This window comes from Rhizobium sp. GN54 (assembly GCF_021026345.1).
Classification (GTDB): Bacteria; Pseudomonadota; Alphaproteobacteria; order Rhizobiales; family Rhizobiaceae; genus Mycoplana.
Genome location: NZ_JAJNCZ010000001.1, coordinates 709,817 through 732,745, shown reverse-complemented (window position 1 = coordinate 732,745; position 22,929 = coordinate 709,817). Strand labels below are relative to the sequence as shown.

Below are 22,929 nucleotides of genomic sequence, written 5' to 3'. Positions count from 1 at the left end.
TTTTCGCCGCACCCGTGTCGTTTTGATAAAAGGCTGCTAAGCTCATTAACAGTCTGGTAAAGAAGTAGATGCCTCGCATGGATCACATGATGGAACCAAGCCTGAACGATATCGACGAGATGATCGTACACGAGAAGATGCAGGCCGCGCTGGAACACCAGAACGAGGCCTGGGCGGACGGGATGGCCGACGGCATCGAGCCGGAAATCATTGCCGACGCCGCGATTGCGCTTGCCATGCGCGAGACGATCCGCCTGCTCGGTGAAGACGGTGCCGAGGCCATGTTGACTTCCCTGCGCGAGCGCATGCTCGCCGGCGAGTTTTCCCCGGAACGCACGCTTCAATAGGCGAAAAGGCCAGAAGGATGCTGAGCTTGTACGACCGCATCAGGCTGCTTCGCGGCAGCGTGTTCGCCGTCTCGTTCGTGCTGGCGATCACGGCAAGCCCCGGCACCGGCACTCCCGCCTTCGCCCTCAGCGAACTGAAGCAGATTCCCGGACAGACGACGCAGGAACAGCCGGAGCGCGACGGCGGGCCGACCGCGCAGACGCCGCCGTCCGAAGAGGCCGAGCCCGATGCCGGCGAAGGGCTGCAGCTGCCCCTGCCCGACCCGCTGATTCGCAGAGGCGCCGGCGACGAAGCCGTGACCGAGCCTGCGGACGACACGGCGGTCACCGAACCCGAGCCGCCGGTCGAGGTTCTCTACGACATCACCAAGGCGCCCGAACAGGTCCGTCGTATGCGCGAGCTGATTGTCGAGGCGGCCGCATCCGGCGACATCGAGCGGCTGCGCCCGCTGCTCGGCAAGGGACCGACGCAGACGCAGGTCTCCGTCGTCGAAGGCGCCGACGATCCGGTCACGATGCTGAAGGGCCTGTCCGGCGACCCGGACGGCATCGAGATCCTGGCGATCCTGCTCGACGTCCTGGCGACCGGCTTCGTCAAGGTCGACGCCGGCACCCCGAACGAGACCTATGTCTGGCCCTATTTCGCCGCCAAATCGCTCGATACGCTGTCTCCGCCCGAAAAGGTGGAGCTGCTGCGGATCGTCACGGCCGGCGATTTTGCCGACATGCAGGAATTCGGCGGCTACAACTTCTATCGCGTCGGCATCTCCCCCGATGGCCAGTGGAAATTCTTCGTCGCCGGCGACTGATACCAACCTGCACTGATATTGACCGATTGCGCCGGGCGCTTGCGGGGCTTGCGCTGGCCCGACCGGCATTCTACCTCTGATCACGAACCTGATTTCGGCGCGCCGGTCACGGCGTTCGCCCAAGAGAATGGACAAGGCTGGCCGGGAACTGGCCAGGACTGGATTGAACCATGCCCGCCACTACCCTTTCCGGACGCGCCTTCGTGACGATCACCGGGCCCGATGCCGAAGACTTCCTGCAGGGGCTGATCACGACCGACCTTGCCGCGCTGCCGCAGCGCGAGGCGCGGGCCGGGGCGCTTCTGACCCCGCAGGGCAAGATCCTGTTCGACTTTCTCGTCTTCCGCCTCCCCGGCGGCGGGCTTTGCCTGGAAACCACCGGCTCCCAGAGCGACGCGCTCGTCAAGCGGCTGACCATGTACAAGCTGCGCGCGCAGGTGACGATCGCGACGACCGGCGAAACCGAGGCGACCGTCTCCTGGGATGGCGAAGGGGACGACGATGGCGAGGCAATCACCGACGACCGCTTCGCCAGGGCCGGACGAAAGGTGTTGCGCCGGCCGGGCGGCGGCGGCAACGCTGCGGCTTCGGTCTACGACGCGCTGCGGGTCGATTGCGGCATTGTCGAATCAGGCGCCGACTATGCGCTGTCGGACGCGTTTCCGCATGACGTGCTGCTCGACCTTTCCGGCGGGCTCTCCTTCCGCAAGGGCTGCTATGTCGGCCAGGAGGTGGTCTCGCGCATGCAGCACCGCAGCACCGCCCGCCGCCGGCCGGTGATCGTTCAGGCGCGGGCTGCACTGCCGCCCTCCGGCACCGAGATCGTGGCGGAGGGGAAGACGATCGGCACGCTCGGCACCGTTGCCGGCGAAAGAGGGCTTGCGATCGTCCGGATCGACCGCGTCGCCGAGGCGCAGCGGGCCGGCGCGCCGATCCTTGCCGGCGCGGTGGAAGTGACCGTGCGGCTGCCGGAATGGACGGGGCTTTCTTTTCCCGAAGAGAGCGCCGGGGCGCCCGCGCAATGAGCGGAACCGGACGGACGAGGACCGAGCCGCGCGCCTGGCAGCGCATGCTGTCCGGCCGCAGGCTCGATCTTTTGAACCCTTCGCCGCTGGACGTGGAGCTTTCCGACATCGCGCACGGCCTTGCCCGCGTCGCCCGCTGGAACGGCCAGACTGCCGGCGACCACGCCTTTTCGGTCGCCCAGCATTCGCTTGTGGTCGAGGCGATCTTCCGCGAGCAGAACCGCTGCGGACCCGACGAGTGCCTGATGGCGCTGCTGCACGACGCGCCGGAATATGTCATCGGCGACATGATCTCGCCGTTCAAGGCGGTGGTCGGCGGCGGCTACAAGACCGTGGAGAAGCGGCTGGAGGCGGCCGTGCACCTGCGCTTCGGGCTGCCGGCCGAGACACCGCGCGCCCTGAAGGACAAGATCAAGAAGGCCGACCGCATCGCCGCCTTCTTCGAGGCGACCGAGCTTGCCGGCTTCTCGCGCACGGAGGCGGCGAAGTTCTTCGGCGAGCCGCGCGGAATTGCGGTCGAGACGCTGCCGGTCGCCCCGCTGCCGGCGCTGCAGGCGCAGCGGCTTTTCGTCGAGCGCTTTGAGGCGCTGGAGGCGCAGCGCCCGGGCGCGACCGGGGAACGGCAGGCATGAGCGCCGGTGCAAATCTCGATGGCGCCACGAGCCGCATCGTCGTCGCGCCGCTGCCGAAGGTCGCCGAGATGGCGGTCCGCAACCGCTGCCGCGAGATGATCAGCCTGGTGGCGCCGAAGCAGCATTTCCATCGCCCGGCGGTGATCGACCCGGCCCGCCACCTGCTCCTGTCCCTGAACGACATCGCCTTTGCCGGCACCGGTGCGCTGGTCGCCCCGCAGGAAGCCCATGTCGAGGCGGTGATCGCCTTCGCCCGCGGCTGGGACCGGACGGCGCCGCTTTTGATCCATTGCATGATGGGCGTCTCGCGCTCGCCGGCGGCCGCCCTGATCGCGGCGCTGGCGGTCGTGCCCGACCAGGACGACGCAGCACTGGCACAGCGCCTGCGCGCGGTCTCCCGGCAGGCAACGCCCAATGCCCGGATCGTTGCGATCGGCGACGCGCTGCTTCAGCGGCAGGGACGGCTCGTCGCCGCGGTGGCGAAGATCGGCCGCGGCGCGGACTATGCGGGCGACCAGCCCTTCTCCCTGCCAGTCGAACCGCCCGCCGACGCACTTGCCGGTGAAGGAGCCGGACCGTGAGCATCCCGGCCTCGCCTCCGGTCGAGATCGGCCTGAACGCGGCGGTGGTGGCGATCGACAGCCGCGCGCCGGCGATCCTTGCGATCGCGGGCGAACGGGGCGCGCGCGACGCCCTGCCCTTCGGCCCGTTCGAGCCGACGCGCCACCGCACCTTCGAGACTAGCCTTCGCGCCAGCGTCGAGGCGCAGACGGCGCTGAAGCTCGGCTATATCGAGCAGCTCTACACCTTCGGCGACCGCGGCCGGCAGAAGGCGCCGGACGAGGCCGGCACGCACATGGTCTCCGTCGGCTACCTGGCGCTGACGCGCATGGACGCCGAAGCCACGGAGCGGCTGGAGGCGGCCGGCGCCCGCTGGCGCGACTGGTATGCCTTCCTGCCCTGGGAGGACTGGCGCTCCGGCCGGCCGGCGATTCTCGACCGGACGATCCTCCCGGCGCTGACCGCCTGGGCGGCGGAAAGTGCCGCTCATGACAGCAAGGCGCTGCCCGGCCGCAAGGCGCGCCTGCGGCTCGCCTTCGGGCTCGACGACTTCCCCTGGGACGAGGAGCGGGTACTGGAGCGCTACGAACTGCTCTACGAGGGCGGCCTTGCGGCGGAGGCGGTCACGGACGGCTGGGCGCCGCCCGGCAGGCCCGGCGTCGGCGTCGCCATGCGCCACGACCATCGCCGGATCCTTGCGACCGCGGTCGCGCGCCTGCGCGGCAAGATCAAGTACCGCCCGGTCGTCTTCGAGCTGATGCCGGCGGAGTTCACCCTGACGGACCTGCAGGCGACCGTGGAGGCGATCTCCGGCCGCCACCTGCACAAGCAGAACTTCCGCCGCCTCGTCGAAGGCGCCGAACTGGTGGAGCCGACGGGAGCGACGAGTTCCGCCACCGGCGGCCGCCCCGCCGCCCTCTTCCGCTTCCGCAAGCAGATCCTGGAAGAACGCCCGGCGCCGGGACTGAAGGTCGGGGGGCGATAGAAGGGGTAATCTACCGGCCCGGTGCGCGGCGCGGGCCGGTGGTCGCGCGATGCTTCACAGAATGAAGTCGCCCTTCACAAGTGAATGAACCCCGTCAAGTTCGATCGCGAAATCCGACTTGCCGTCCCCGTCCACATCCGCGCGGATGTAGCTGCCGGACTTGCCCTTGTCGTAACGCAGTTCGCCGGCCTGCTTGGAGAACGCATCCGTTCCGATGAACGTGAGCGCCTGATTGCCCTTTGTCTTGGTGCTGGCGTCGATGGCCGACAGGTCGATTCTGTCCGCGCCCCGGAAATCGAGGATCGTGTCCCGGCCGGATTTGCCGGGTGTCGTGTCCCGCACAGACGTGAAGCGGAACACGTCCGTCCCGGAGCCGCCGGTCAAGGTGTCGCCACCGGCGCCGCCCTGCAGGACGTCACGGCCGCTGCCGCCGAGAAGGCTGTCGTCGCCAGCGCGGCCATAGAGCCGGTCGTCGCCGCCGCGGCCGTTGAGGGTTTGATCGCCGTCGTCGCCGAATAGGGAATCCTTGCCGCCGGCACCGTAGATGAGCTCGACGCTCTTCAGCGTCAGTCCCTTGGCCAGGCCGTCATTCTTGTGCTGGGCGGCGAGATCGACCGTCACTGACTGGCGAACGTCGTGCAGGTCGTAGAGCTCCAGCAGTTCCTTCATCGAATCCGTCGGGCCCACATAGTGGCCGGCATAGTGATAGGACAGGCCGAAGGTGCCGAAACGTACGGTATCGGTACCGGCGCCTCCGTTGAACACCTCGGTGCCGGTCCAACTGCCATCGCGGTCGTAATATTCGGCAGCGCGCACGAGGACGTCGTCGCCCAGGCCACCGAACAGCCGGTCGTTGCCGCGACCGTCGGCCAGCATGTCGCCGCCGCCGCCACCCTTCAGCGTGTCGTCCCCATCGTTGCCCTCCAGAAAGTCGGAGCGCGTGCCGCCGGTCACCTCGTCACTGCCCGAACCGCCGGCCCAGGAGAGCTCCTCGAAATTGGCGACCGTCGTGTCGGCATCGATCGAGGCGGTGCCTGTCGTCAACACGAATGTCGTGTCGCCTTCGGCGGCAAAGAACAGGCGATCGATGTCCGCCCCGCCGTCGGCGCTGTCGCCGCTGGTGGTGGAGATGAAGTCGTCTCCGTCATCGCCGTAGAGCCGATCGGGGCCATCACCGGCACTGTAGTAGAGTTCGGTGCGGTCGCCACCGCCATAGATCCCGTCGTCGCCCGCGCCGCCCCGGATCGTGTCGCTGCCGTCTCCTCCGATGAACCAGTCGTCACCGCCACCCCCGTCCAGCGTGTCGCCTCCGCCGCCCCCGACGAGCCAGTCGTTACCGGCACCTCCGTTCAGCGTATCGATGCCGCCGTTCCCGTAGAGAAAGTCTCTATCGCCGCCGCCGTCAAGCACATCGTCGCCCTCGCCGCCGGTGAGGCTGTCCGACAGCGCGCCGCCGACGAAGGTATCGTCACCGGAACCGCCGACCACGTCGAGGCTTTCGAAGTTCGTCAGCCTCACCGGCGATCCGCTGTCCTGGACCTTTCCCGCAAGCGAGACGGTGAGCGCGGACTCGGCATAGAAAAAGTCCAACTCGGCCCGGTCGAGGCCGGCGCCGCCGTCGATAACATGCGCGGCATTGCTGTAGGAACTGAAGAAGAAGTCGTCGCCCGCGCCGAGATCGACCATATATGTCATCCCCTCGGCCTTAACCGGGGGGGCGACGGGATCATCGCCGAATTCACGCGGCGTACCGAACCTGACGGAATCATTGCCGGAGTTGGTGACGATTTCGCGATCGGCGGTCCCGTCGACAGCAATGTGCAGGCTTTCGATGCCCTTGAAGGTCGTGCCATTCGCAAGCGTGGTGGTCTGGTCCGCCGACAGCACTGCCAGGTTTTCGGCCAGGCTCATGATGAGGCTGTCGCGGCCACTGGAATCGACGATCCTGACCCGGCCCCGTTCTATAAAGTAAACGTCGTCGCCGGCGTCGCCCTTCATCGTATCGTCGCCCTGGCCACCGACGAGCGTATCGTTGCCGCGGCCGCCGTTCAGGATATCGTCGCCGCTTCCGCCACGGAGGTCATCGTCGCCATGGCCGCCATTCAGCACGTCGTCTCCACCCTTGCCGTGGATGCTGTCATTGGCTTCGGTCCCCGACAGTCTGTCGGCCTTGTCCGTTCCTTTGACCAAAGCCATGTGCCCTCACCCTTGCGACTAAAAATTGCAGCCTGAATGCAAGCTGTATTGGCTGTTCCGCCCACCGTCAACGGTTTGATCGGACAGCCGAATGCTACCTCCAAGCGCGCAATTTCGTCCCCGACCCGATCCTGGCGTTAGACTGTCAGTAGCACGGCTCGCAAACGAATGGCGAACCTTGCCGGCGCGCCTGCTGTCGGAGTGAACAGGCGGTTCGCTACTACTGGATCACCGCACAGGCCAGGCGGTCGCCGGCGCCGCCGGCGGGGGCGGTGCGGTAGTCGTCGAAGCCGGCGTGTATGACGATGGCGCGGCCGCGGATGCCGTTGTCGCCCTCCTTCAGCGTCACCATGCCGTTGAAGACCTGCGCGCGCATGACGCCGTCGTCTCCGACATACTGGTTCGGCATGTCGCCGGCATGGGGGCCGTCGGCGGCGAGGAAGCCGTGCTCCTTCTCGTCCGGATTGAAGTGCCCGCCGGCGGATTCGTGCGACGATGTCGGGTCGCAGGCGCCGGTCTCATGGATATGCAGTGCCACCCACTTGCGCGGCGGCAGGCCGGTCAGCTCGATCTCGAACAGCACGCCGCCATTGCTCTCGGTCAGCGTGGCGCGGCCGCTTTCCGTCCCGCCGAGGCCGAGGAAGTTCGCCTGCGCGGTATTGCTGTCCTGGGCGGTGGCGGTGGCGGCGGTGGCACACAGCAGTGCGGCGGCGAGCGTTGCGGTGGCAAGTCGGGTCATGACGGTCCTTCCATCGAATGCAGGTCGCGCAAAACCGTACCGTGGTCCTGCGACGACGGGGCAGAAACTAAGTCCAAGGCACAGGCGCTCATCCAGACGGACGATCGCGACGTGCCTCGGACATGGTGTCAGGATATCAACTCACCCGTCCGCCGCGTGTTCCGCAAGGCGGGCAGAAATTGCCGTTCAGCCGACCGCGATGTCGAGGCCGATGTCGAGCGTGGGGGCGGCCATGGTGATCTTCGAGGTCGAGATGTAGTCGACGCCCGTTTCGGCGATTGCGCGGATCGTCTTGATGTTGACGTTGCCGGATGCCTCGAGCTTCACCCGCCGCGGGTCGGCCGGGTAGGCCTCGTCGGACAGGCCGGCGCAGTCGCGGTTGATCTCGACGGCGCGGCGCAGGAGTTCCGGCCCCATATTGTCGAGCAGGATCACGTCGGGCGACGCTTCCAGCGCCTCCTCCAGTTCCTCCAGCGTCGACACCTCGACCTCGACCCTGACCAAGTGGCCGGCAAAGGCGCGCGCCGCGCGCACCGCGCCCGCGACGCCGCGGGAGACGGCGATATGGTTGTCCTTGATCAAGATCGCATCGTCCAGGCCGTAGCGGTGCGAGGAACCGCCGCCCATGCGCACGGCATATTTCTCCAGCGCCCGCAGGCCGGGGATGGTCTTGCGGGTGCAGCAGACCTTTGCCGCCGTGTGGGCGATCTCGTCGGCGAAGGTGGCGGTGTAGGTCGCGACCCCCGACAGATGCATGAGGAAATTGAGGCCGACGCGCTCGGCCGACAGCATGGCCCGCGCCGGTCCGCTCACCCGCGCCAGCACCGTGCCGGGCGCGACCCGGTCGCCGTCGGCAACGAAAGCCTCGAAGACGATCGCCGGATCCATCAGCCGGAAGGCGGCGGCGGCGAGCGCCATCCCGGCGATCACGCCGTCCTCGCGGACGTTCAGTTCCGCGGTCGCAGAGAGTTTGGGCGCGATCGTCGCCTGGCTGGTGATGTCGCCGGCGCGCCCGAGATCCTCATTGAGCGCGGCCCGCACCTGGTCTTCGACGAGAAGCGGCGAGAGGACGGGAAGATGGGCCTTGGTCATCGTGGTCATTCCTGCGTTTTGTCTCGCCGCTTGGCATCGGAAAGCCGCGTCTTCGGTTCCATCCGTTCATGGAGGATACGGAGCACGACCAGATCCCGGCTGCCGCGGGCGAGGTGATAATAGACAATGTGGGCGGCGGCATGCCGCGACGCTGCGGCCTGCGCAAGATGGAAGGATCGGACATCCGGGGCCAGTTCGCCGCGCGGGCGCGAGGCTGCTCGCAACGGGTTTTCGGCAAGCATATCAAGCCCTTTCTCGATGAGGGCGGCATATCGCATCGCCTGGTCTGGTCCGAAGGCCGTGATCGTGTAGCGGGCGATCTCCATCAGGTCCCGCTCTGCCTCCTTCGTCAGCCGCCACGCCATCACTCACCATCAGCGACGGCGGAAAAGATATCGCGAACCGAGCGGTCTGAAAGCTCGCCGCGGCGCGACTGGGCCAGCCCCGTCTCCACGGCATTGCGCAGGACGGCGATCTTCACCGCCTCGCTGTCGCGGTCGTCGCGCATGATCCGCAGGGCTTCGCGCACGACCTCGCTGGCGGAGACATAGGAACCGCTCGCGACGGATTCTTCAATGAAATCCGAGAATTCCGGGGTCAGGCTCACATTCAGAGTCGGCATGGCTTCTGTCTCCTTGCCATCAATTCTACGCTTGCGCGAACCGTTGTCAATTTTTGACAATCCCTGATCCAAACACCCCGTCGTTGCACACTTTACGCCGCTTTCGTCTCGGAGAGTTCGGCGACCAGACGGTCGGCGTCTTCGAGCGTCATGTAGGTGCGGTGCCGCCAAGTGGCGCGTTGTTCGGGGAAATCGGCACGGAAATGGCCGCCGCGGCTTTCCTCGCGCAGGTAGGCGCCGGCGGCGATCAGCTTGGCGGTGGTGACGATGTTGTGGAAGCGCATGCGGGTGTTCTCGCGCTCCAGCGTGGCGATCATGCCGATCGCCTCGGCCAGCCCTTCCCGGCTGCGGATCACGCCGGCATGGGCGCTCATCAGCCGGCGCAGCCGGGTCAGCGCCGGGCTGTCCTCCAGCGTGACGAGGTCGTCGCTCTCGCCGGCGTTCTGGCCCCAGTCGCCAGTCTTGGGTTCGGGCAGCATGCCCTTGATGTTGTCGGCGATGCGGCCGGCGAAGACAACCGCCTCGAGCAGGGAGTTGGAGGCCAGGCGATTGGCGCCGTGGACGCCGGTGGAGGTCACCTCGCCCGCCGCCCACAGGCCGTCGATCGAGGTGCGGCCCTCCGCGTCCGTGAGCACGCCGCCCATGTGGTAGTGCACTGCCGGCACGACCGGGATCGGCTGCGTCACCGGATCGATGCCGGCAGCCATGCAGGAGGCGTAAACGGTCGGGAACATCTCCGGGAAGTGCTTGCCCACCGCCCTGGTGCAATCGAGGAAGGCGCCGCGGCCGGCCTGGACCTCGGCGAAGACGCCGCGCGAGACGATGTCGCGGGGGGCGAGTTCGCCGTCGGGATGGATATCGGGCATGAAGCGGTGGCCGGCCGCATTGACGAGATGGGCGCCGTCGCCGCGCAGCGCCTCGGTCGCCAGCGGCGCGGGATCGCGGCCGATGTCGATCGCGGTCGGATGGAACTGGACGAATTCCGGATCGGCGATGATGGCGCCGGCGCGGGCCGCCATGCCCATGCCCTGGCCGCAGGCCTCCCAGGGGTTGGTGGTGACGGCATAGAGATGGCCGACGCCGCCGGAGCAGAGCACGACGGCGCGCGCCGGAAAATGCACGCGCTTCTTCGACTGGCCGGCATCGGGACGGGCGACGACGCCGGAGACGAAACGGCCCTCGCGCACCAGTTCCTCGACGACATAGCCTTCCAGTACGCGGATCGAGGGGGTGTTGCGGACGGCCGCGATCAGGGCCTCCATGATCGCCTTGCCGGCCATGTCGCCGCGAACGCGGACGATGCGGCGCTCGGAATGGGCGGCTTCGCGCGACAGCAGCAGCTTGCCTTCGAGATCGCGGTCGAAGGGGACGCCGTATTCGAGCAGGTCGGCGATGCGGGCCGGGCCTTCGGCGACCATCGAGCGCGCCATCTTCTCGTCGACGATGCCGGCGCCGGCTTCCAGCGTATCGGCCACATGCTTGTCGAAGGTGTCGCCGGGGCTCATCGCGGCGGCGATGCCGCCCTGCGCCCAGGCCGACGAGGCTCCCTGCCCGATCGGCGCGGCCGCCAGGATCGTCACCGGCCGCGGGCTGAGCTTCAGCGCGCAGAACAGGCCGGCGAGCCCGCCGCCGACGATGACGATGTCATCGATGGCATTCCAGGACTGGGGACGAAAACTCTCCGATGGCATGTCCTATTCCTCCTCCGCGCGCTCACGACCGCCCCTCACCTGCCTGCCGGCATCCTCTCCCCGCAGGCGGGGCGAGGAGCGATGGGCGCGCCGCCTTGCTCCTTCTCCCCGCCTGCGGGGAGAAGGTCCCGGCAGGGGGATGAGGGGCCAAGCCGGCCAAGGTCAAGGATATGGCGGAACGGTCAGTTATGCGGCCTCTCTCCAAACTGTTTGCGCGGGATGTCCCCACGTCACTGCTTCAAATTCACCATCCGCTCGACGGCGAGGCGGGCGCGGGCGGCAATCGCCGGATCGACCAGGACCTCGTCCGTCATGCTCACCAGGCTCTCCAGGATCTTCGGCAGCGTGATGCGCTTCATGTGCGGACAGAGATTGCAGGGCTTGATGAAATCGACACCCTCGACCTCGGCCTGGATATTGGAGGCCATCGAGCATTCGGTGACGAGGAGGACGCGCGGCGGGCGGTTGTCCTTGACGTAGTTGATCATGCCGGCGGTCGAGCCGGAGAAGTCGCAGACCGCGATCACGTCGGGGTGGCACTCCGGATGGCCGATGATCTCGATCGAAGGATCGGCCTCCTTGTAGGCCAGCAGTTCGGCCGCGGTGAAGCGCTCGTGCACCTCACAGTGGCCCTTCCAGGTGAGGATCTTCTTGTTGGTCTGGCGGGCGACGTTCATCGCCAGGTATTCGTCGGGGATGCACAGCACCGTGTCGCTCTCCAGGCTCTCGACGACGGCGAGCACGTTGGAGGAGGTGCAGCAGATGTCGGTCTCGGCCTTCACGTCGGCGGAGGTGTTGACATAGGTGACGACGGGGACGCCCGGATAACGCTGCTTCAACAGGCGCACGTCGGCGCCGGTGATCGATTCCGACAGCGAGCAGCCGGCCTTCGCGTCCGGAATGAGGACGGTCTTTTCCGGGTTCAGCAGCTTCGACGTCTCGGCCATGAAGTGGACGCCGCACTGGACGATGATCTCGGCATCGACCTTGGTCGCATCGCGGGCAAGCTGCAGCGAATCGCCGACGATGTCGGCGACGCAGTGGAAGATTTCCGGCGTCTGGTAGTTGTGGGCGAGGATGACCGCGCCGCGCTCCTTCTTCAGCCGGTTGATGGCATGGACGTAGGGCGCATAGACGGGCCACTCGATCGCCGGGATGAACTGCTTCACCCGCTCGTAGAGATGCTCCGTCTCCCGGGCCACGGCGGGCGTGAAGGCGAGATCGGGCATGTCGACGACGCCGAAGCGCTCGGCGGCCGAAAGCGGCGCGGCCTCCCGTGCGGCACTCGAACCGGTGGCAAGCTGGGTCATGAACCCCTCCCTTGACTGTCCGCCCATCGGCGGCGCCCCTATTTGCTCACATTGAGCATAACTGGAGCCAAATAAAACCGGCAAGGCCGGCCCGGGTGATTTAGAAAGTTTTGTGACAGTTTGCAAGGAGCCGGCGCGGACATTTTTGCCCGCACCGCGCAGTATGCGTCGTCAGGCCGCGGCCGGGCGGGCGACCGCCTGCTCGCGGATCGGCCAGTGGACCACGGCCGCGAAGATGCCGAGCGCTGCACCGAACCACCAGACCGGATCGTAGGTGCCGAAGCGGTCGTAGAGATAGCCGCCCATCCAGACCCCCAGGAACGAGCCCACCTGGTGGGACAGGAACACGACGCCGCCGAGCAGGCCGAGATGGCGCGTGCCGAACATGATCACCACCAGTGTATTCGTCGGCGGCACGGTCGAAAGCCACAGGAGCCCCATGACGATGGCGAAGATGATGACCGACAGCGGCGACTGCGGCAGAAGCAGGAAGGCGGCGACCGCCACGGAGCGGGCGAGATAGATGTATGCCAGGAAATAGGGCTTGGAATAGCGCTGGCTGATGACGCCGGAGGCAAGCGAGCCGATGATGTTGAAGAAGCCGATCAGTGCCAGCGCGATGACCGCATAGCGCGCGTCAATGCCGATATCGCCGATATAGGCGGGGAAATGGGCGGTGATGAAGGCGACCTGGTAGCCGCAGACGAAGAAGCCGGCGACGAGCAGGAGATAGCTCCGGTGTCCAAAGGCTTCCGAAAGCGCCTGGCCGACGGTCTGCTTGAACTCCGCCTCCCGCTGGATGCCGGACGCGGAATTGCCGCGCAGGGGGATCGCAAACAGCGGCACGAGCAGCATCAGCGCGCCGAGCACGACAAGGCTGTCCGACCAGCCGAGCGCCGAGATCAGCCCCTGGCTCAGCGGCGCGAACAGGAACATGCCGGCGGAGCCTGCGGCCGTGCCGAGGCCGAAGGCCATGGAGCGCTGCTGCGGCGTGACGTTGCGGGCGAAGGCGGAAAGGACGATGCCGAAGGAGCCGGAGCCGACGCCGAGGCCGACGAGCACGCCGCCGCCGACATGCAGCGTCCAGGGCGCGCCGCCGAGCGACATCAGAAAGAGGCCGCAGGCATAGATGACGCCGGACATGGCGAGCACCCGCCAGGTGCCGTACTTGTCGGCGATGGCGCCGAAGATCGGCTGGCTGAGCCCCCAGCAGAGGTTCTGCATCGCCATGGCGAGGCCGAAGGTGGTGCGGTCCCAGCCGGTATCCTGCAGCATTGGCAACTGGAAGAAGCCCATGGCCGAGCGCGGCCCGAAGGTCAGCATGGCGACGATCGATCCCGCCGCGATGATCATCCAGGGCATGTGGGCGCGGCCTGCGGCCAGGGTCGAGGTGGGGGCGGACATCTGCTCTGCTCCGGTTGGTCAGCCGCGAAGATAACCGCGCCGACCCATGTCAGAAAGTGAATTAATTTGCGGCGATCCATCAACGGCCTTGATGGATGCCAGGACGCCGGCGACCCGCCTCAGGCGCGAACCTTCATCGGCCAGCGATCGGTCCGCTCACCCAGGACCCTGACCGCATCGCCGAGGCGCAGTTCGCCCTCGCCGCGCGGCACGGCATTCCAGCCGAACAGGACGCCGGCGACGCTGCGGTCGGCCGACATGCGCTTTTCGGCGAGCCCCTGGATCGGGTTGCCGCCGATGCGCTCGCCGGTGATCTGGTCCTGCGTGGTCATGATGCAGCGGGCGCAGGGCTTGACGAGATCGAAGACGATACCGCCGATCTCGACTGCTTCCCACAGGTCCTCGTCCCAGGCGCCGTCGTGCTCGACCAGGATATTGGTGCGGAAGCGGTCCATGCCGACTGGCTCCTGGCCCTTCTCGGCCAGCGTCCGGTTCAGGTCGGCAAGCGAGCCGGTGGTGGTGATCAGCACCGGAAAGCCGTCGGCAAAGCCGACCGGCACCGGATTGCCGGCCCATTTCTCGCCGACATGGCGGCTCGCCTGCCCGTCCATGTGGACCAGCCGCACCTCGCGCCCGAGCCAGTCCGACAGCGTCGCATTCGCCGCCTCGTCGGCGAGGGCTGCGTCGACGGCGCTGTCCCAGACTGTGACCGGAAGGCGGCGGCCGGCGTCGAAGGCGGGGACCAGTTCGCGGCCGTTCATGGCAAGGCGAACGGTGCCGTCCATCGGATGGGCCTCGACCTGGGCCAGCGCCTGCAATTCGCGCTGGGTGATGAAGCGCCCGTCCGGCTCGGTCACCATGAAACGGCGGTCGCCGACGAAACCGTCGAGGCCGACCGACGCCGCCTGCACCGGGATGGCGCGGCCGCTCTTCAGCGGGTGGATGTTCAAGCCGGCGACCGTCATGTCTTCCGCCTTCGCGTTATGGGTCGCCATGTCCTGATCCTCGTGTGTCGTTGCGCAACATGCTCTAGCCGATTTCGGCGCCGGCCGGAACAGGGCGCGTGTGCTACTGCGGGGGCGGCTCCGGCTGGCGCGATGTCTCGATGCCCGTACCTGCGGACAGGATCCGCTGGTAGAACAGGCCGATGCCGATCAGGACGGCGCCGAGGCCGATGAAGGAGAGCGCGCGCAGGATGCCCTGCAGGTTGGACATATCGACCAGGAACACCTTGACCACGGCGATCAGCACCAGCGCCGCCGAGGCCAGGCGCAGGCTCCTGGCCGCGAAGCGCGAACCGAGCGCCAGCAACGCCACGCCAAGCAGCAGCCAGACGACCGAGTAGGTATAGGTCTCGCCCTCGAGAAAGCCCTTCCAGCTGGCGATGCCTTCCCCGTGCCAGTAGCGGCGGACCGACAGCGTCACCCAGGCGAAGACGAGCAGGGCGCCGGTCAGCGCCAGCAGCGTCACATAGGTCGCCGGGCGCCTGCCGCGCGCATACCAGGCAAGGCCGGCAAAGGCGAGACCGGGCAGCAGGTAGCCGATGAGGAGCAGATTGAAGAACGGCCAGCGGCCGGTCAGTTCGCCGCTGAAATAGGGATTGAGCGCGAAGAAGTGCGCCGACAGGATCGACAGCATCGACAGCACGCCTATGACCATCGACCCGTAGCGGAAGACCGGGCTCGGCTGCTTCAGGTCGAAGGTCATCAGGACGGCGGAGGCGCCGGCGGCGAGAAGCGTGTAAATCGCCTGCTCGCCGAGCGTCGGGGCCGCGCTGTCGAGCACGCCGCCGTTCATGGCGTGACGGACGAGGATGGCGACGGCCAGCAGGACGAACAGGCAGGCCAGCGCCTGCAGCAGGTTTCGCACCCGCTCGCCGGGCCAGCGACGAAGCAGCCAGGCCGCCCCTGCAAGCAGCAGCGCCGGAATGCCGTAGCCGGGCAGCAACTGGTTGAAGACCGGCGTCTTCGACAGGTTCGCAGCGCCGACAATCGTCGGCTCCCAGCCGATGCGGACGGCAACGACAAGGGCCGCACCCGCCATCATCCACGGCAGGACCGCCCACGGCCGCACTCGCGTCGCAAGCACCATGGCGAAGCCGAGGACGGCGACGAGCAGCGTCGTTGCCAGCCCGTCCGTCCATGCAAAGAGCGCGAGCACGAGAAAGGCGAAGCCGCCCGCCACGAGCGTCCATTGCGGCACCGGTGCGCGGCCTTCCGGAACGCTCCGGGAATGGACCTCCGCCCCGCCCAGATAGGCGAGCCCCAGCACCAGCGCGAACAGGCCGTGCCGCAGGTCGAAGGTGAGATTGCCGAAGGCGAGGAAACTGACCGTGGCAATCGCCACCGGGAAGACGGCCATCAGCACGCCGCCGAGCGCCGCATGGGCGGGCGCCCTGTCTTTCCACAGCCAGATCGCGCCGCCGCCGGCCACAGACAGGCCCGCGGCCAGAAGCAGGATCAGGTCGACCGGGCCGGCGCCTGCGGCGACCGGCACCGCGGTATCGAAATCCGGCTGCCCGGGCAGTGCGACCAGCGCCCCCAGCGCCAGCCGGCCGGAGATCCCCGCCAGCACCATCGTTCCGGCCAGGGCGCAGAGATTGCCGAGGACGGCGGGATAGAGCGCCCACGACCGCCCTGCCCCGAGCACGGCCAGCGCCAGGACCAGGGCCACGAAGGCCGCCGCAGCGGAGAGCGGCAAAGGGTGCAGGAAGGCGAGCACGATGGCCGGGACGGACACGGCCAGCGCCGCACTGAGGGAGACGGCCAGGAAGGCGGGCGCCAGCACCCGCCGCCAGCGGGATACGGCACTGCGGCTCCCGGCGCCGGGCGCGGCGGCCGCGGGGATCCTGTCTGCGACGGCGGCGTCGGTGTGCCCGGCTTCCCCGTCCGGCACCGCGGTCTCACTGCCCGCGCCGGCGGGGTGGTCTGTCGCCGCGGCGCCGTCAATGCCGCCGCCCGGCCAGAGCAGTGCTGCACCGGCCAGCACGACAAGGAGCGCCAGCGTCACCGGAAGCGTCTCGATGGGCTCGGCCGCAGCGAGGTAGATCAGCGCCCACAGGCCGATGGCGACGTTTGCGAGCGCCGGCACGGCCCGCCAACGGCGCAGGCGCGAGGCTGCCGCCGTCGCAAGCCAGGCGATCGAAAGATAGGCGAACAGGCGCCAGGGATCGGGTTCGGCGGTGGAGACGAGAAGCGGCGTCGCCATCGAACCGAGCAGGCCGAGGCCGGCGAGCGCCTGCCCGTGCAGGAGCGACAGCGCGATCGTCGCCAGCGCGATGGCCGCCAGCGTCAGGAACGACAGGGGCGCGCCGATGAAGCCGTAGAAGCCGTGGGCGGCATAGGTGACGCCGAACAGCGTCAGTGCGCCGGCCGCTGTCAGCACGCCGGGGATCATCGCGTTGCCGAAGGGGACGGCTTCCGCCGGCTGCCCGCGCCTGCGGATGACCTCGCCGGCCGCCACGAGCACGAGGCCGAACAGGGCCGCCAGCGCCAGCCGGACGGCCGGGCTCAGGACGCCGCTCTCGACCGCATACTTGACCATGAAGACGCCGCCGAGCGCGAGCGCCAGCCCGCCGACCCAGACCGCCCAGCGTGCGCCGATCCGGCTTTCCAGGCTCTCTCGCTCCGGCGGGTTCACAGCGGCGGCGAGCGCTTCGGCGCTGGCAGCGGCGGTTTCGGGCGTCGCCGCCTCCGTCGCGCTCCCGGCCTCGTCAACCGTTGCGCGCGCGCGCAGCCACGGGCTCGGGAACGGCGGCTCGGCGGTCGCCTCATCCGCGTCGCCCGGGCTCGCTTCCGCGAGTCCCGACGCGAGCGCCTCGCCGCCCTCGGCGGGACGCGCGGCAAGCACGGTGCCGCCGGACCTGATCGTGTCGAGTTCCTGGCGAAGTTTGCGAATCTCTTCAGTGAGTTTCGCCGTGTTCTTGCCATTCCTGTTCATCGCGGCGATCGCGAGCACGATGGCGACCAGAGCCAGTATTTCCGCCATATCTCTCCGCCTGATCCTTCCGCCAGCGCCTGCCTGTCGCCCTGCGCCGGACGATCCGGCACAACCCTAACCCGCATGCCGGCTTTTTAAAAATGGATTGCAATCAGCGCATGAGATTGGCGATCGGGAAGATCGCGCAGGTCTCGGTGCCGTGGGCGAGCAGCTTGCCGGCGCCGTCGCGCAGCCAGGCCTCGGAGGTGGCGATGGTGCGGCCGCGATGCACCAGCCGGCCCTCGCACGTCACCTCGCCCATTCCCGGCAGCACCGGGCGCACGAGGTTCACCTTGAACTCGACCGTGGTATAGGCCTCGCCCGGACTGATCGCCGAGAACACGGCGCAGCCAAGCGCCGAATCCATGATCGTCGCCGTCCAGCCACCATGGACGGTGCCGAGCGGATTGAGATGGGTTTCGTCCGGCAGGCCCTTGAAGACCACCCTGCCCTCCTCGACCTCGGTCATGCCGAACTTCAGCGTCTGCGCCATCGGCGGCGCCGGAAGCAGCCCCTCAAGCATCGCCTGCATCACCTTCAGCCCGCCGTCGCGCGCGACCACGTCGAGCGGCAGCGTGCCTATGCCCGAGACGGCAAGGCCCGGATAGAGTTCGACATTCATGAAACGGTCTCCGGTGGATTGGCGGCGGCAAGCGCCTTGAGCGTCGCCTGGACGAAGCCGTCGCGGGCGCTCGAAAGTTCGAGCCCGCGCGGCTCGCAGACGTGCCGGTTGAGAAAATAGGCGGTCAGCCGGAAGCCGTCGGAGAGCGCCTGGCCGTCGGCGGCGCTGCTGCCGCCCGCGCCGAGGAAGACCGGCAGCGCCAGCATCCGGTCGGCCCAGGGGGCGCCGGCGGTACGGCAGACGGCCCGGCCCGATTTCGGCGAGACGAAGACAAGGTCGTCCGCCTCGCCGGTCGCAGCACAGCGGGCAAGATCGAGACCGAAGCCGAGATCCTCCAGCACCGCCAGCTCGAAGCGGACAAAAAGCTCGCCGGCATCGGCGGGATCTTCGAGGTGGTCCAGGATCACGCCTAACATTTCAAAGAGGTGCGGATGCGGGTCGCGCTCGGGCAGGAAACGCAGGAGTGCCGCCATCGCCTGCACGCCATAGACGGCGATTGCCGCCTCCATCAGCCTGCCCGCCCGCAGTTCCAGCGGCTCGACGCGATACTCGCCGATGTGCTCGTCGAGGCGCGCGCGCCAGGTCGCCTCCACCGTGTTGCCGGGTTGGAGCACCGGCTGCATGGTGCGCGATCGCCCGGAGCGGATCACGCCGAGATGGCGGCCATGGCTGCGCGTCATCATCTCCGCGATGACGGATGTCTCGCCATGGCGGCGCACGCCGAGCACGATTGCCTCATCGGTCCACTGCATGGGCAAAGCCTTACCCCCGGCAGGGCGGTTCGGCAAGCGATGCAGCGCGGCGCGGGTCGCGACGGGATCGCCGCCGCCGGCGGTCGGGCTGGTCATCCTGCCCGCCTTCGGTCAGACTTCGGGCGACGAAGACGGAGCGACGGACGACGATGCAGGTACGCCCGCTGGCGCAGCGCGACATGGAAGCCTTCGGCCGGCTTCTTTCCGGCGAACGCTCGGCCGCCCATTGCTGGTGCATGTGGTTCATCCGCCGGGTGAAGGACTTCCATGCCGGCGGGGCGGCGGCGAACAGGGCCGCGTTCGAAGCACACGGCGAGACCTCGCCGCTGCCGCTCGGCCTCCTTGCTTTCGACGACGACGAGCCGGTCGGCTGGGTGGCCGCCGGGCCGCGGGCGCGCTATGCCCGCGCGGTGAAGACGCCGACCCTGAAGGCCACCGACAGGGCGGAGGACGCCGCAGTCTGGCTCGTCCCGTGCCTGTTCGTCCGGCCGGAGCGAAGGGGCCAGGCGATCTCCGGGCTGCTGCTGGCCGCAGCCGTCGAGCTCGCCCGGCGGAGCGGCGCCACCGCGATCGAGGGATTTCCGCTCGCTGGAAGGACGGGCAACGCCGACCGGCAGGTGGGGACCGAGGCGCTGTTCCGTCGGGCCGGCTTTCACGCCATCGACCGCCCCTCCTCCAACCGGGTGCTGATGCGGCTGGCGTTGCGCTGAACGGGACGCCGCCGCGACGGCAGCGGCGCCCCCGCAGATCAGACTTCGGCCGCGATGCGCCCGATCTCGGCGATGACGGCATTGCGCTCGTCGCCGGAAATGCCCGGTATTTCGCAGAAGGCCGCAACGATGACGGCGCCGCGATCCGGCGACCAGGCCACGGCGACGTCATTGGCGTTGCCGGCCCTGTCGCCGTTCGTGCCGGTCTTGTCGGCCGTCATCCAGTCGGCCGGGAAGCCGGCGCGCAGCCGCGTGTCGCCCGTCTTGTTCATCACCAGCCAGGCCGCGAGCTGCGCCTTCGAGCGCGCCGACAGCACGTCGGTGAAGATCAGCTTGCGCAGCGTCTCCACCATCGTGGCCGGTGTCGTGGTGTCGCGCTCGTCGTCCGGGCTCTCGTGGTAGTTGAGGGCCGGCTCCGTACGGTCGAGGCGCGTCACCCCGTCCCCGAAGCCGCGCAGGAAGCCGGTGACCGCCTGCGGCCCGCCGGAGGCCGCGAGCAGCAGGTTGGCGGCGGCGTTGTCGCTGAGCGTGATCGTCGCCTCGCAAAGCTCGGCAATCGAAATGCCTCTTGCGCCGACGTTCTTCTCCACTACCGGCGACCAGTCCACGAGGTCTGCCTCGCGCACGACGATACGCCGGTCCAGCGTTTCCTCTTCCCGGTCCACCCGGGCGAGGATATGTCCCGCCAACAGCGCCTTGAAGGTGCTGCACATCAGGAAGCGCTCATCCGTTCTGTGGCCGAGCCGGGCGCCCGTCGCGAGATTTAGTATGGCAACGCCGATGCGGCCATCGTGCCTGGCCTCCAGTTCGGCAAGCCGCGCTTCCAAATTGCCGCCGGCGGCGGCGCTGGCGCCGGCTGAGAGCGCGGACACCGCGGGAATGGCAAAGAGTGCGCCGGCCATGGCCTGCCGGCGTGAAATCGTGATCGTCATGTCAAATTTCCTGTCTGTCGGACACCGGCCTGCCTAGCATCGCCGGTTCGTTTGAGCCCGCCCACACCGCGACTATCGGTGATGAAGCAGATCGGGGCAAACGACGATTTCTGTCGGCAGCCATTAGGAAAACTTGGGCTTATTTCCGCTTCATCGCCTCCGCCAGCGCCGCGCCGAACGCGCCTTGCGCAGGCGCCTGCTGCCTGGGCGCCGGCTGGCCGGACTTCGGCTTCGCCGGCTGGTTGCGATCGTTGCGCGGGCCGTTGTCGCGGGCGGCGGGCGCGCCGCCGTCCTTGCGCATGGAAAGGCCGATGCGCTTGCGCGGCACGTCCACCTCCGTCACCCGCACCTTCACCACGTCGCCGGCCTTGACCACCTCATGCGGATCCTTGACGAAACGGTCGGCGAGCTGGGAGACGTGGACGAGCCCGTCCTGATGAACACCGATGTCGACGAAGGCACCGAAGGCGGCGACGTTCGTCACCGTGCCCTCCAGCAGCATGCCGGGCTTGAGGTCCTTGATGTCGTCGACGCCGTCGGCAAAGGTCGCGGTCCGGAACTCCGGGCGCGGGTCGCGGCCGGGCTTCTCCAGCTCGGCCAGGATGTCCTTCACCGTCGGCAGGCCGAAGCGATCGTCGACGAAGAGCTTCGGGTCGAGCGTCTTCAACGCCGCGCTATCGCCCATCAGGGCGCGCACGTCGCGACCGCAGGCGGCGACGATCTTCTTGGCGACGCCATAGGCTTCCGGGTGAACGGAGGACGCGTCGAGCGGCTCCCTGCCGTTCGGGATACGCAGGAAGCCGGCGCATTGCTCGAAGGTGCGCGCGCCGAGGCGGGAGACCTTCAACAGTTCCTGCCGGCTCTGGAACGGGCCGTTGGCATCGCGGTGGGCGACGATCGCATCGGCCGACGATCTGCCGAGGCCGGAAACGCGGGCGAGCAGCGGCGGCGACGCCGTGTTGAGATCGACGCCGACGGCGTTCACCGCATCCTCGACCACGGCGTCGAGCGAGCGCGACAAGCGGCCCTGGTCGACGTCGTGCTGGTACTGGCCGACGCCGATCGACTTCGGCTCGATCTTGACGAGTTCGGCCAGCGGATCCTGCAGGCGGCGGGCGATGGAGACGGCGCCGCGCAGCGAGACGTCGAGGTTCGGGAACTCGGCGGCCGCGGTTTCCGAGGCCGAATAGACCGAGGCGCCGGCCTCGGACACGATCACCTTGGTCGGCTTCGGCGCCGGCAGTTGCGCCAGCATGTCGGCGACCAGCTTCTCCGTCTCGCGGCTGCCGGTGCCGTTGCCGATGGCGATCAGCTCGACCTTGTGCTTGCGGACAAGGGCGGCGAGTTCGGCCTGGGTGCCGCGGATATCGTTCTTCGGCGGGAAGGGATAGACCGTCGTCGTCTCCAGCAGTTTGCCGGTGTTGTCGACGACCGCCACCTTGACGCCGGTGCGGATGCCCGGATCGAGGCCCATGGTGGCGCGGGTGCCGGCGGGGGCTGCGAGCAACAGGTCCTTGAGGTTGCGGGCGAAGACGCGGATCGCTTCTTCCTCGGAGCGCTCGCGCATCTCGCGCATCAGGTCGAGCGACAGCGACATGGAGAGCTTCACCCGCCAGGTCCAGCCGATGACGTCAGAAAGCCACTTGTCGCCCGGCTTCTGGCCGAGTGCATAGAAGGACGCGATGATGCGCTCCACGGGCTTGACGGCATCGGTGTTGTCGAGGTCGACGACGATATCGACCGACAGCACCTCCTCGTTCCAGCCGCGCAGCATGGCGAGCGCCCGATGGCTCGGGACGCCGGACCAGCGCTCGGTGTGCTCGAAATAATCGGAGAACTTGGCGCCCGCCTCCTTCTTGCCGTCGACGACGCGCGAGCGCAGCCAGGCATTGTCCTTCATGTACTCTCGCAGCCGCTTCAGAAGATCGGCATTCTCGGTGATCTGTTCGGCGACGATGTCGCGCGCACCCTCGAGTGCTGTCTTGGCATCGGGCACGTCGGCGGAGAGGAAGCTGGCGGCAAGCTCCGCAGGCACCTTTTCGCGTTCGGCAAGGATCTGCTCGGCCAGCGGCCCGAGCCCGCGCTCGCGAGCGATCTCCGCCTTGGTGCGGCGCTTGGGCTTGAAGGGCAGGTAGATGTCCTCGAGCTCGGCCTTGGTGGAGACGGCGGCGATCTTGGCCGAAATCTCGTCGGTGAGCTTGCCCTGGCCGGCAATCGTATCGAGGATCGCGGCGCGACGGGCTTCCAGTTCGCGCAGATAGACGAGCCGTTCGGAGAGCGTGCGCAACTGGGTATCGTCGAGCCCGCCGGTCACTTCCTTGCGGTAGCGGGCGATGAAGGGCACGGTCGCCCCCTCGTCGAGCAGGCCGACAGCCGCGGTGACCTGCGCAGCATTCGCCTTGATCTCGGCGGCGATCATGTTGGCGATCTTGAGCGGGGTGGCGGCCATGAACGTCTCCTATGCGATGATTGCGCGCAGACGATGACGACCGTTGCCGGTCAAACGCTGCGGCGGGCGGCGA

Annotated in this window: 21 protein-coding genes; 7 read left to right on the top strand and 14 right to left on the bottom strand. The window is 68.1% G+C overall.

The window, feature by feature from the left end; genetic code table 11:
- The first annotated feature begins 77 nt into the window (after positions 1–77).
- From LQK81_RS03500 to LQK81_RS03475, 6 genes are all read left to right on the top strand, one after another.
- Positions 78–347 (top strand): hypothetical protein, encoded by a 270-nt coding sequence (locus tag LQK81_RS03500; RefSeq protein ID WP_183806986.1) that lies wholly within the window; start codon positions 78–80, stop codon positions 345–347.
- A 17-nt stretch (positions 348–364) separates the two neighbouring features.
- On the top strand, positions 365–1,156 hold the full coding sequence (locus tag LQK81_RS03495; protein WP_230803418.1) for a hypothetical protein: 792 nt from the start codon (positions 365–367) through the stop codon (positions 1,154–1,156).
- Positions 1,157–1,326: 170 nt separating this feature from the next.
- Positions 1,327–2,181 carry a CAF17-like 4Fe-4S cluster assembly/insertion protein YgfZ gene (ygfZ, locus tag LQK81_RS03490; RefSeq protein WP_230803416.1) on the top strand — a complete coding sequence of 285 codons (855 nt, stop codon included), beginning with the start codon at positions 1,327–1,329 and terminating at the stop codon, positions 2,179–2,181.
- Positions 2,178–2,813 carry a YfbR-like 5'-deoxynucleotidase gene (locus tag LQK81_RS03485; protein ID WP_230803414.1) on the top strand — a complete coding sequence of 212 codons (636 nt, stop codon included), beginning with the start codon at positions 2,178–2,180 and terminating at the stop codon, positions 2,811–2,813. The genes ygfZ and LQK81_RS03485 overlap by 4 nt, the downstream gene beginning before the upstream one ends.
- A complete protein-coding gene (locus LQK81_RS03480; RefSeq protein ID WP_230803412.1) occupies positions 2,810–3,394 on the top strand; it encodes a tyrosine phosphatase family protein in 585 nt (194 codons plus the stop codon). The genes LQK81_RS03485 and LQK81_RS03480 overlap by 4 nt, the downstream gene beginning before the upstream one ends.
- 2 nt (positions 3,395–3,396) lie before the next feature.
- A complete protein-coding gene (locus tag LQK81_RS03475) occupies positions 3,397–4,359 on the top strand; it encodes an NUDIX hydrolase (protein ID WP_230804412.1) in 963 nt (320 codons plus the stop codon).
- 54 nt (positions 4,360–4,413) lie between these two features.
- On the opposite strand, the gene LQK81_RS26215 is transcribed toward LQK81_RS03475, so the two are convergent.
- The 12 genes from LQK81_RS26215 to recO form a co-directional block, all read right to left on the bottom strand.
- Complete coding sequence (locus tag LQK81_RS26215; RefSeq protein ID WP_269064604.1) at positions 4,414–6,555, bottom strand: calcium-binding protein; 2,142 nt, start codon at positions 6,553–6,555, stop codon at positions 4,414–4,416.
- Positions 6,556–6,775: 220 nt separating this feature from the next.
- Positions 6,776–7,294: a superoxide dismutase family protein gene (locus LQK81_RS03455; RefSeq protein ID WP_230803410.1), complete on the bottom strand. Its 519-nt coding sequence runs from the start codon at positions 7,292–7,294 to the stop codon at positions 6,776–6,778.
- A gap of 186 nt (positions 7,295–7,480) precedes the next feature.
- Positions 7,481–8,386 (bottom strand): carboxylating nicotinate-nucleotide diphosphorylase, encoded by a 906-nt coding sequence (nadC, locus tag LQK81_RS03450; protein WP_230803408.1) that lies wholly within the window; start codon positions 8,384–8,386, stop codon positions 7,481–7,483.
- A 5-nt stretch (positions 8,387–8,391) separates the two neighbouring features.
- The gene (locus LQK81_RS03445) at positions 8,392–8,751 is read right to left on the bottom strand and encodes a type II toxin-antitoxin system RelE/ParE family toxin (protein ID WP_269064603.1); all 360 of its coding nucleotides are present in this window, start codon (positions 8,749–8,751) and stop codon (positions 8,392–8,394) included.
- Positions 8,751–9,008 carry a type II toxin-antitoxin system ParD family antitoxin gene (locus LQK81_RS03440; protein ID WP_230803404.1) on the bottom strand — a complete coding sequence of 86 codons (258 nt, stop codon included), beginning with the start codon at positions 9,006–9,008 and terminating at the stop codon, positions 8,751–8,753. Before LQK81_RS03440 ends, LQK81_RS03445 begins: the two co-directional genes overlap by 1 nt.
- 92 nt (positions 9,009–9,100) lie before the next feature.
- Complete coding sequence (locus tag LQK81_RS03435; protein ID WP_230803402.1) at positions 9,101–10,699, bottom strand: L-aspartate oxidase; 1,599 nt, start codon at positions 10,697–10,699, stop codon at positions 9,101–9,103.
- A gap of 230 nt (positions 10,700–10,929) precedes the next feature.
- Positions 10,930–12,009 carry a quinolinate synthase NadA gene (gene nadA, locus LQK81_RS03430; RefSeq protein ID WP_230803400.1) on the bottom strand — a complete coding sequence of 360 codons (1,080 nt, stop codon included), beginning with the start codon at positions 12,007–12,009 and terminating at the stop codon, positions 10,930–10,932.
- A gap of 171 nt (positions 12,010–12,180) precedes the next feature.
- Positions 12,181–13,413, bottom strand: a complete 1,233-nt coding sequence (locus LQK81_RS03425; protein ID WP_230803398.1) for an MFS transporter — start codon at positions 13,411–13,413, stop codon at positions 12,181–12,183.
- Between the two features lie 119 nt (positions 13,414–13,532).
- Positions 13,533–14,378, bottom strand: coding sequence for an MOSC domain-containing protein (locus tag LQK81_RS03420; RefSeq protein ID WP_230804409.1), 846 nt, complete (start codon positions 14,376–14,378; stop codon positions 13,533–13,535).
- A gap of 103 nt (positions 14,379–14,481) precedes the next feature.
- Positions 14,482–17,400, bottom strand: a complete 2,919-nt coding sequence (locus tag LQK81_RS03415) for a DUF2339 domain-containing protein (protein ID WP_230803395.1) — start codon at positions 17,398–17,400, stop codon at positions 14,482–14,484.
- Positions 17,401–17,503: 103 nt separating this feature from the next.
- Positions 17,504–18,013 carry a PaaI family thioesterase gene (locus tag LQK81_RS03410; protein WP_230803393.1) on the bottom strand — a complete coding sequence of 170 codons (510 nt, stop codon included), beginning with the start codon at positions 18,011–18,013 and terminating at the stop codon, positions 17,504–17,506.
- On the bottom strand, positions 18,010–18,765 hold the full coding sequence (recO, locus tag LQK81_RS03405; protein ID WP_230804408.1) for a DNA repair protein RecO: 756 nt from the start codon (positions 18,763–18,765) through the stop codon (positions 18,010–18,012). The genes LQK81_RS03410 and recO overlap by 4 nt, the downstream gene beginning before the upstream one ends.
- Positions 18,766–18,914: 149 nt before the next feature.
- Between recO and LQK81_RS03400 the strand changes: the two genes are divergently transcribed.
- Positions 18,915–19,475, top strand: a complete 561-nt coding sequence (locus LQK81_RS03400; RefSeq protein ID WP_230803391.1) for a GNAT family N-acetyltransferase — start codon at positions 18,915–18,917, stop codon at positions 19,473–19,475.
- Positions 19,476–19,513: 38 nt separating this feature from the next.
- Here LQK81_RS03400 and bla read toward each other — a convergent pair whose 3' ends face one another.
- Positions 19,514–20,407: a BKC/GPC family carbapenem-hydrolyzing class A beta-lactamase gene (gene bla, locus LQK81_RS03395; RefSeq protein WP_230803386.1), complete on the bottom strand. Its 894-nt coding sequence runs from the start codon at positions 20,405–20,407 to the stop codon at positions 19,514–19,516.
- Between the two features lie 139 nt (positions 20,408–20,546).
- On the bottom strand, positions 20,547–22,856 hold the full coding sequence (locus LQK81_RS03390; protein WP_230803384.1) for a Tex family protein: 2,310 nt from the start codon (positions 22,854–22,856) through the stop codon (positions 20,547–20,549).
- Positions 22,857–22,929 lie beyond the last annotated feature (73 nt).

Coding starts and splice junctions, on each gene's coding strand:
- bla (WP_230803386.1), bottom strand. CDS start 20,407: ATGACGATCACGATTTCACGCCGGCAGGCCATGGCCGGCGCACTCTTT.
- LQK81_RS03400 (WP_230803391.1), top strand. CDS start 18,915: ATGCAGGTACGCCCGCTGGCGCAGCGCGACATGGAAGCCTTCGGCCGG.
- LQK81_RS03495 (WP_230803418.1), top strand. CDS start 365: ATGCTGAGCTTGTACGACCGCATCAGGCTGCTTCGCGGCAGCGTGTTC.
- LQK81_RS03425 (WP_230803398.1), bottom strand. CDS start 13,413: ATGTCCGCCCCCACCTCGACCCTGGCCGCAGGCCGCGCCCACATGCCC.
- recO (WP_230804408.1), bottom strand. CDS start 18,765: ATGCAGTGGACCGATGAGGCAATCGTGCTCGGCGTGCGCCGCCATGGC.
- nadC (WP_230803408.1), bottom strand. CDS start 8,386: ATGACCAAGGCCCATCTTCCCGTCCTCTCGCCGCTTCTCGTCGAAGAC.
- LQK81_RS03410 (WP_230803393.1), bottom strand. CDS start 18,013: ATGAATGTCGAACTCTATCCGGGCCTTGCCGTCTCGGGCATAGGCACG.
- LQK81_RS03420 (WP_230804409.1), bottom strand. CDS start 14,378: ATGACGGTCGCCGGCTTGAACATCCACCCGCTGAAGAGCGGCCGCGCC.
- LQK81_RS03440 (WP_230803404.1), bottom strand. CDS start 9,008: ATGCCGACTCTGAATGTGAGCCTGACCCCGGAATTCTCGGATTTCATT.
- LQK81_RS26215 (WP_269064604.1), bottom strand. CDS start 6,555: ATGGCTTTGGTCAAAGGAACGGACAAGGCCGACAGACTGTCGGGGACC.
- LQK81_RS03390 (WP_230803384.1), bottom strand. CDS start 22,856: ATGGCCGCCACCCCGCTCAAGATCGCCAACATGATCGCCGCCGAGATC.
- ygfZ (WP_230803416.1), top strand. CDS start 1,327: ATGCCCGCCACTACCCTTTCCGGACGCGCCTTCGTGACGATCACCGGG.
- LQK81_RS03415 (WP_230803395.1), bottom strand. CDS start 17,400: ATGGCGGAAATACTGGCTCTGGTCGCCATCGTGCTCGCGATCGCCGCG.
- LQK81_RS03455 (WP_230803410.1), bottom strand. CDS start 7,294: ATGACCCGACTTGCCACCGCAACGCTCGCCGCCGCACTGCTGTGTGCC.
- nadA (WP_230803400.1), bottom strand. CDS start 12,009: ATGACCCAGCTTGCCACCGGTTCGAGTGCCGCACGGGAGGCCGCGCCG.
- LQK81_RS03480 (WP_230803412.1), top strand. CDS start 2,810: ATGAGCGCCGGTGCAAATCTCGATGGCGCCACGAGCCGCATCGTCGTC.
- LQK81_RS03500 (WP_183806986.1), top strand. CDS start 78: ATGGATCACATGATGGAACCAAGCCTGAACGATATCGACGAGATGATC.
- LQK81_RS03435 (WP_230803402.1), bottom strand. CDS start 10,699: ATGCCATCGGAGAGTTTTCGTCCCCAGTCCTGGAATGCCATCGATGAC.
- LQK81_RS03485 (WP_230803414.1), top strand. CDS start 2,178: ATGAGCGGAACCGGACGGACGAGGACCGAGCCGCGCGCCTGGCAGCGC.
- LQK81_RS03445 (WP_269064603.1), bottom strand. CDS start 8,751: ATGGCGTGGCGGCTGACGAAGGAGGCAGAGCGGGACCTGATGGAGATC.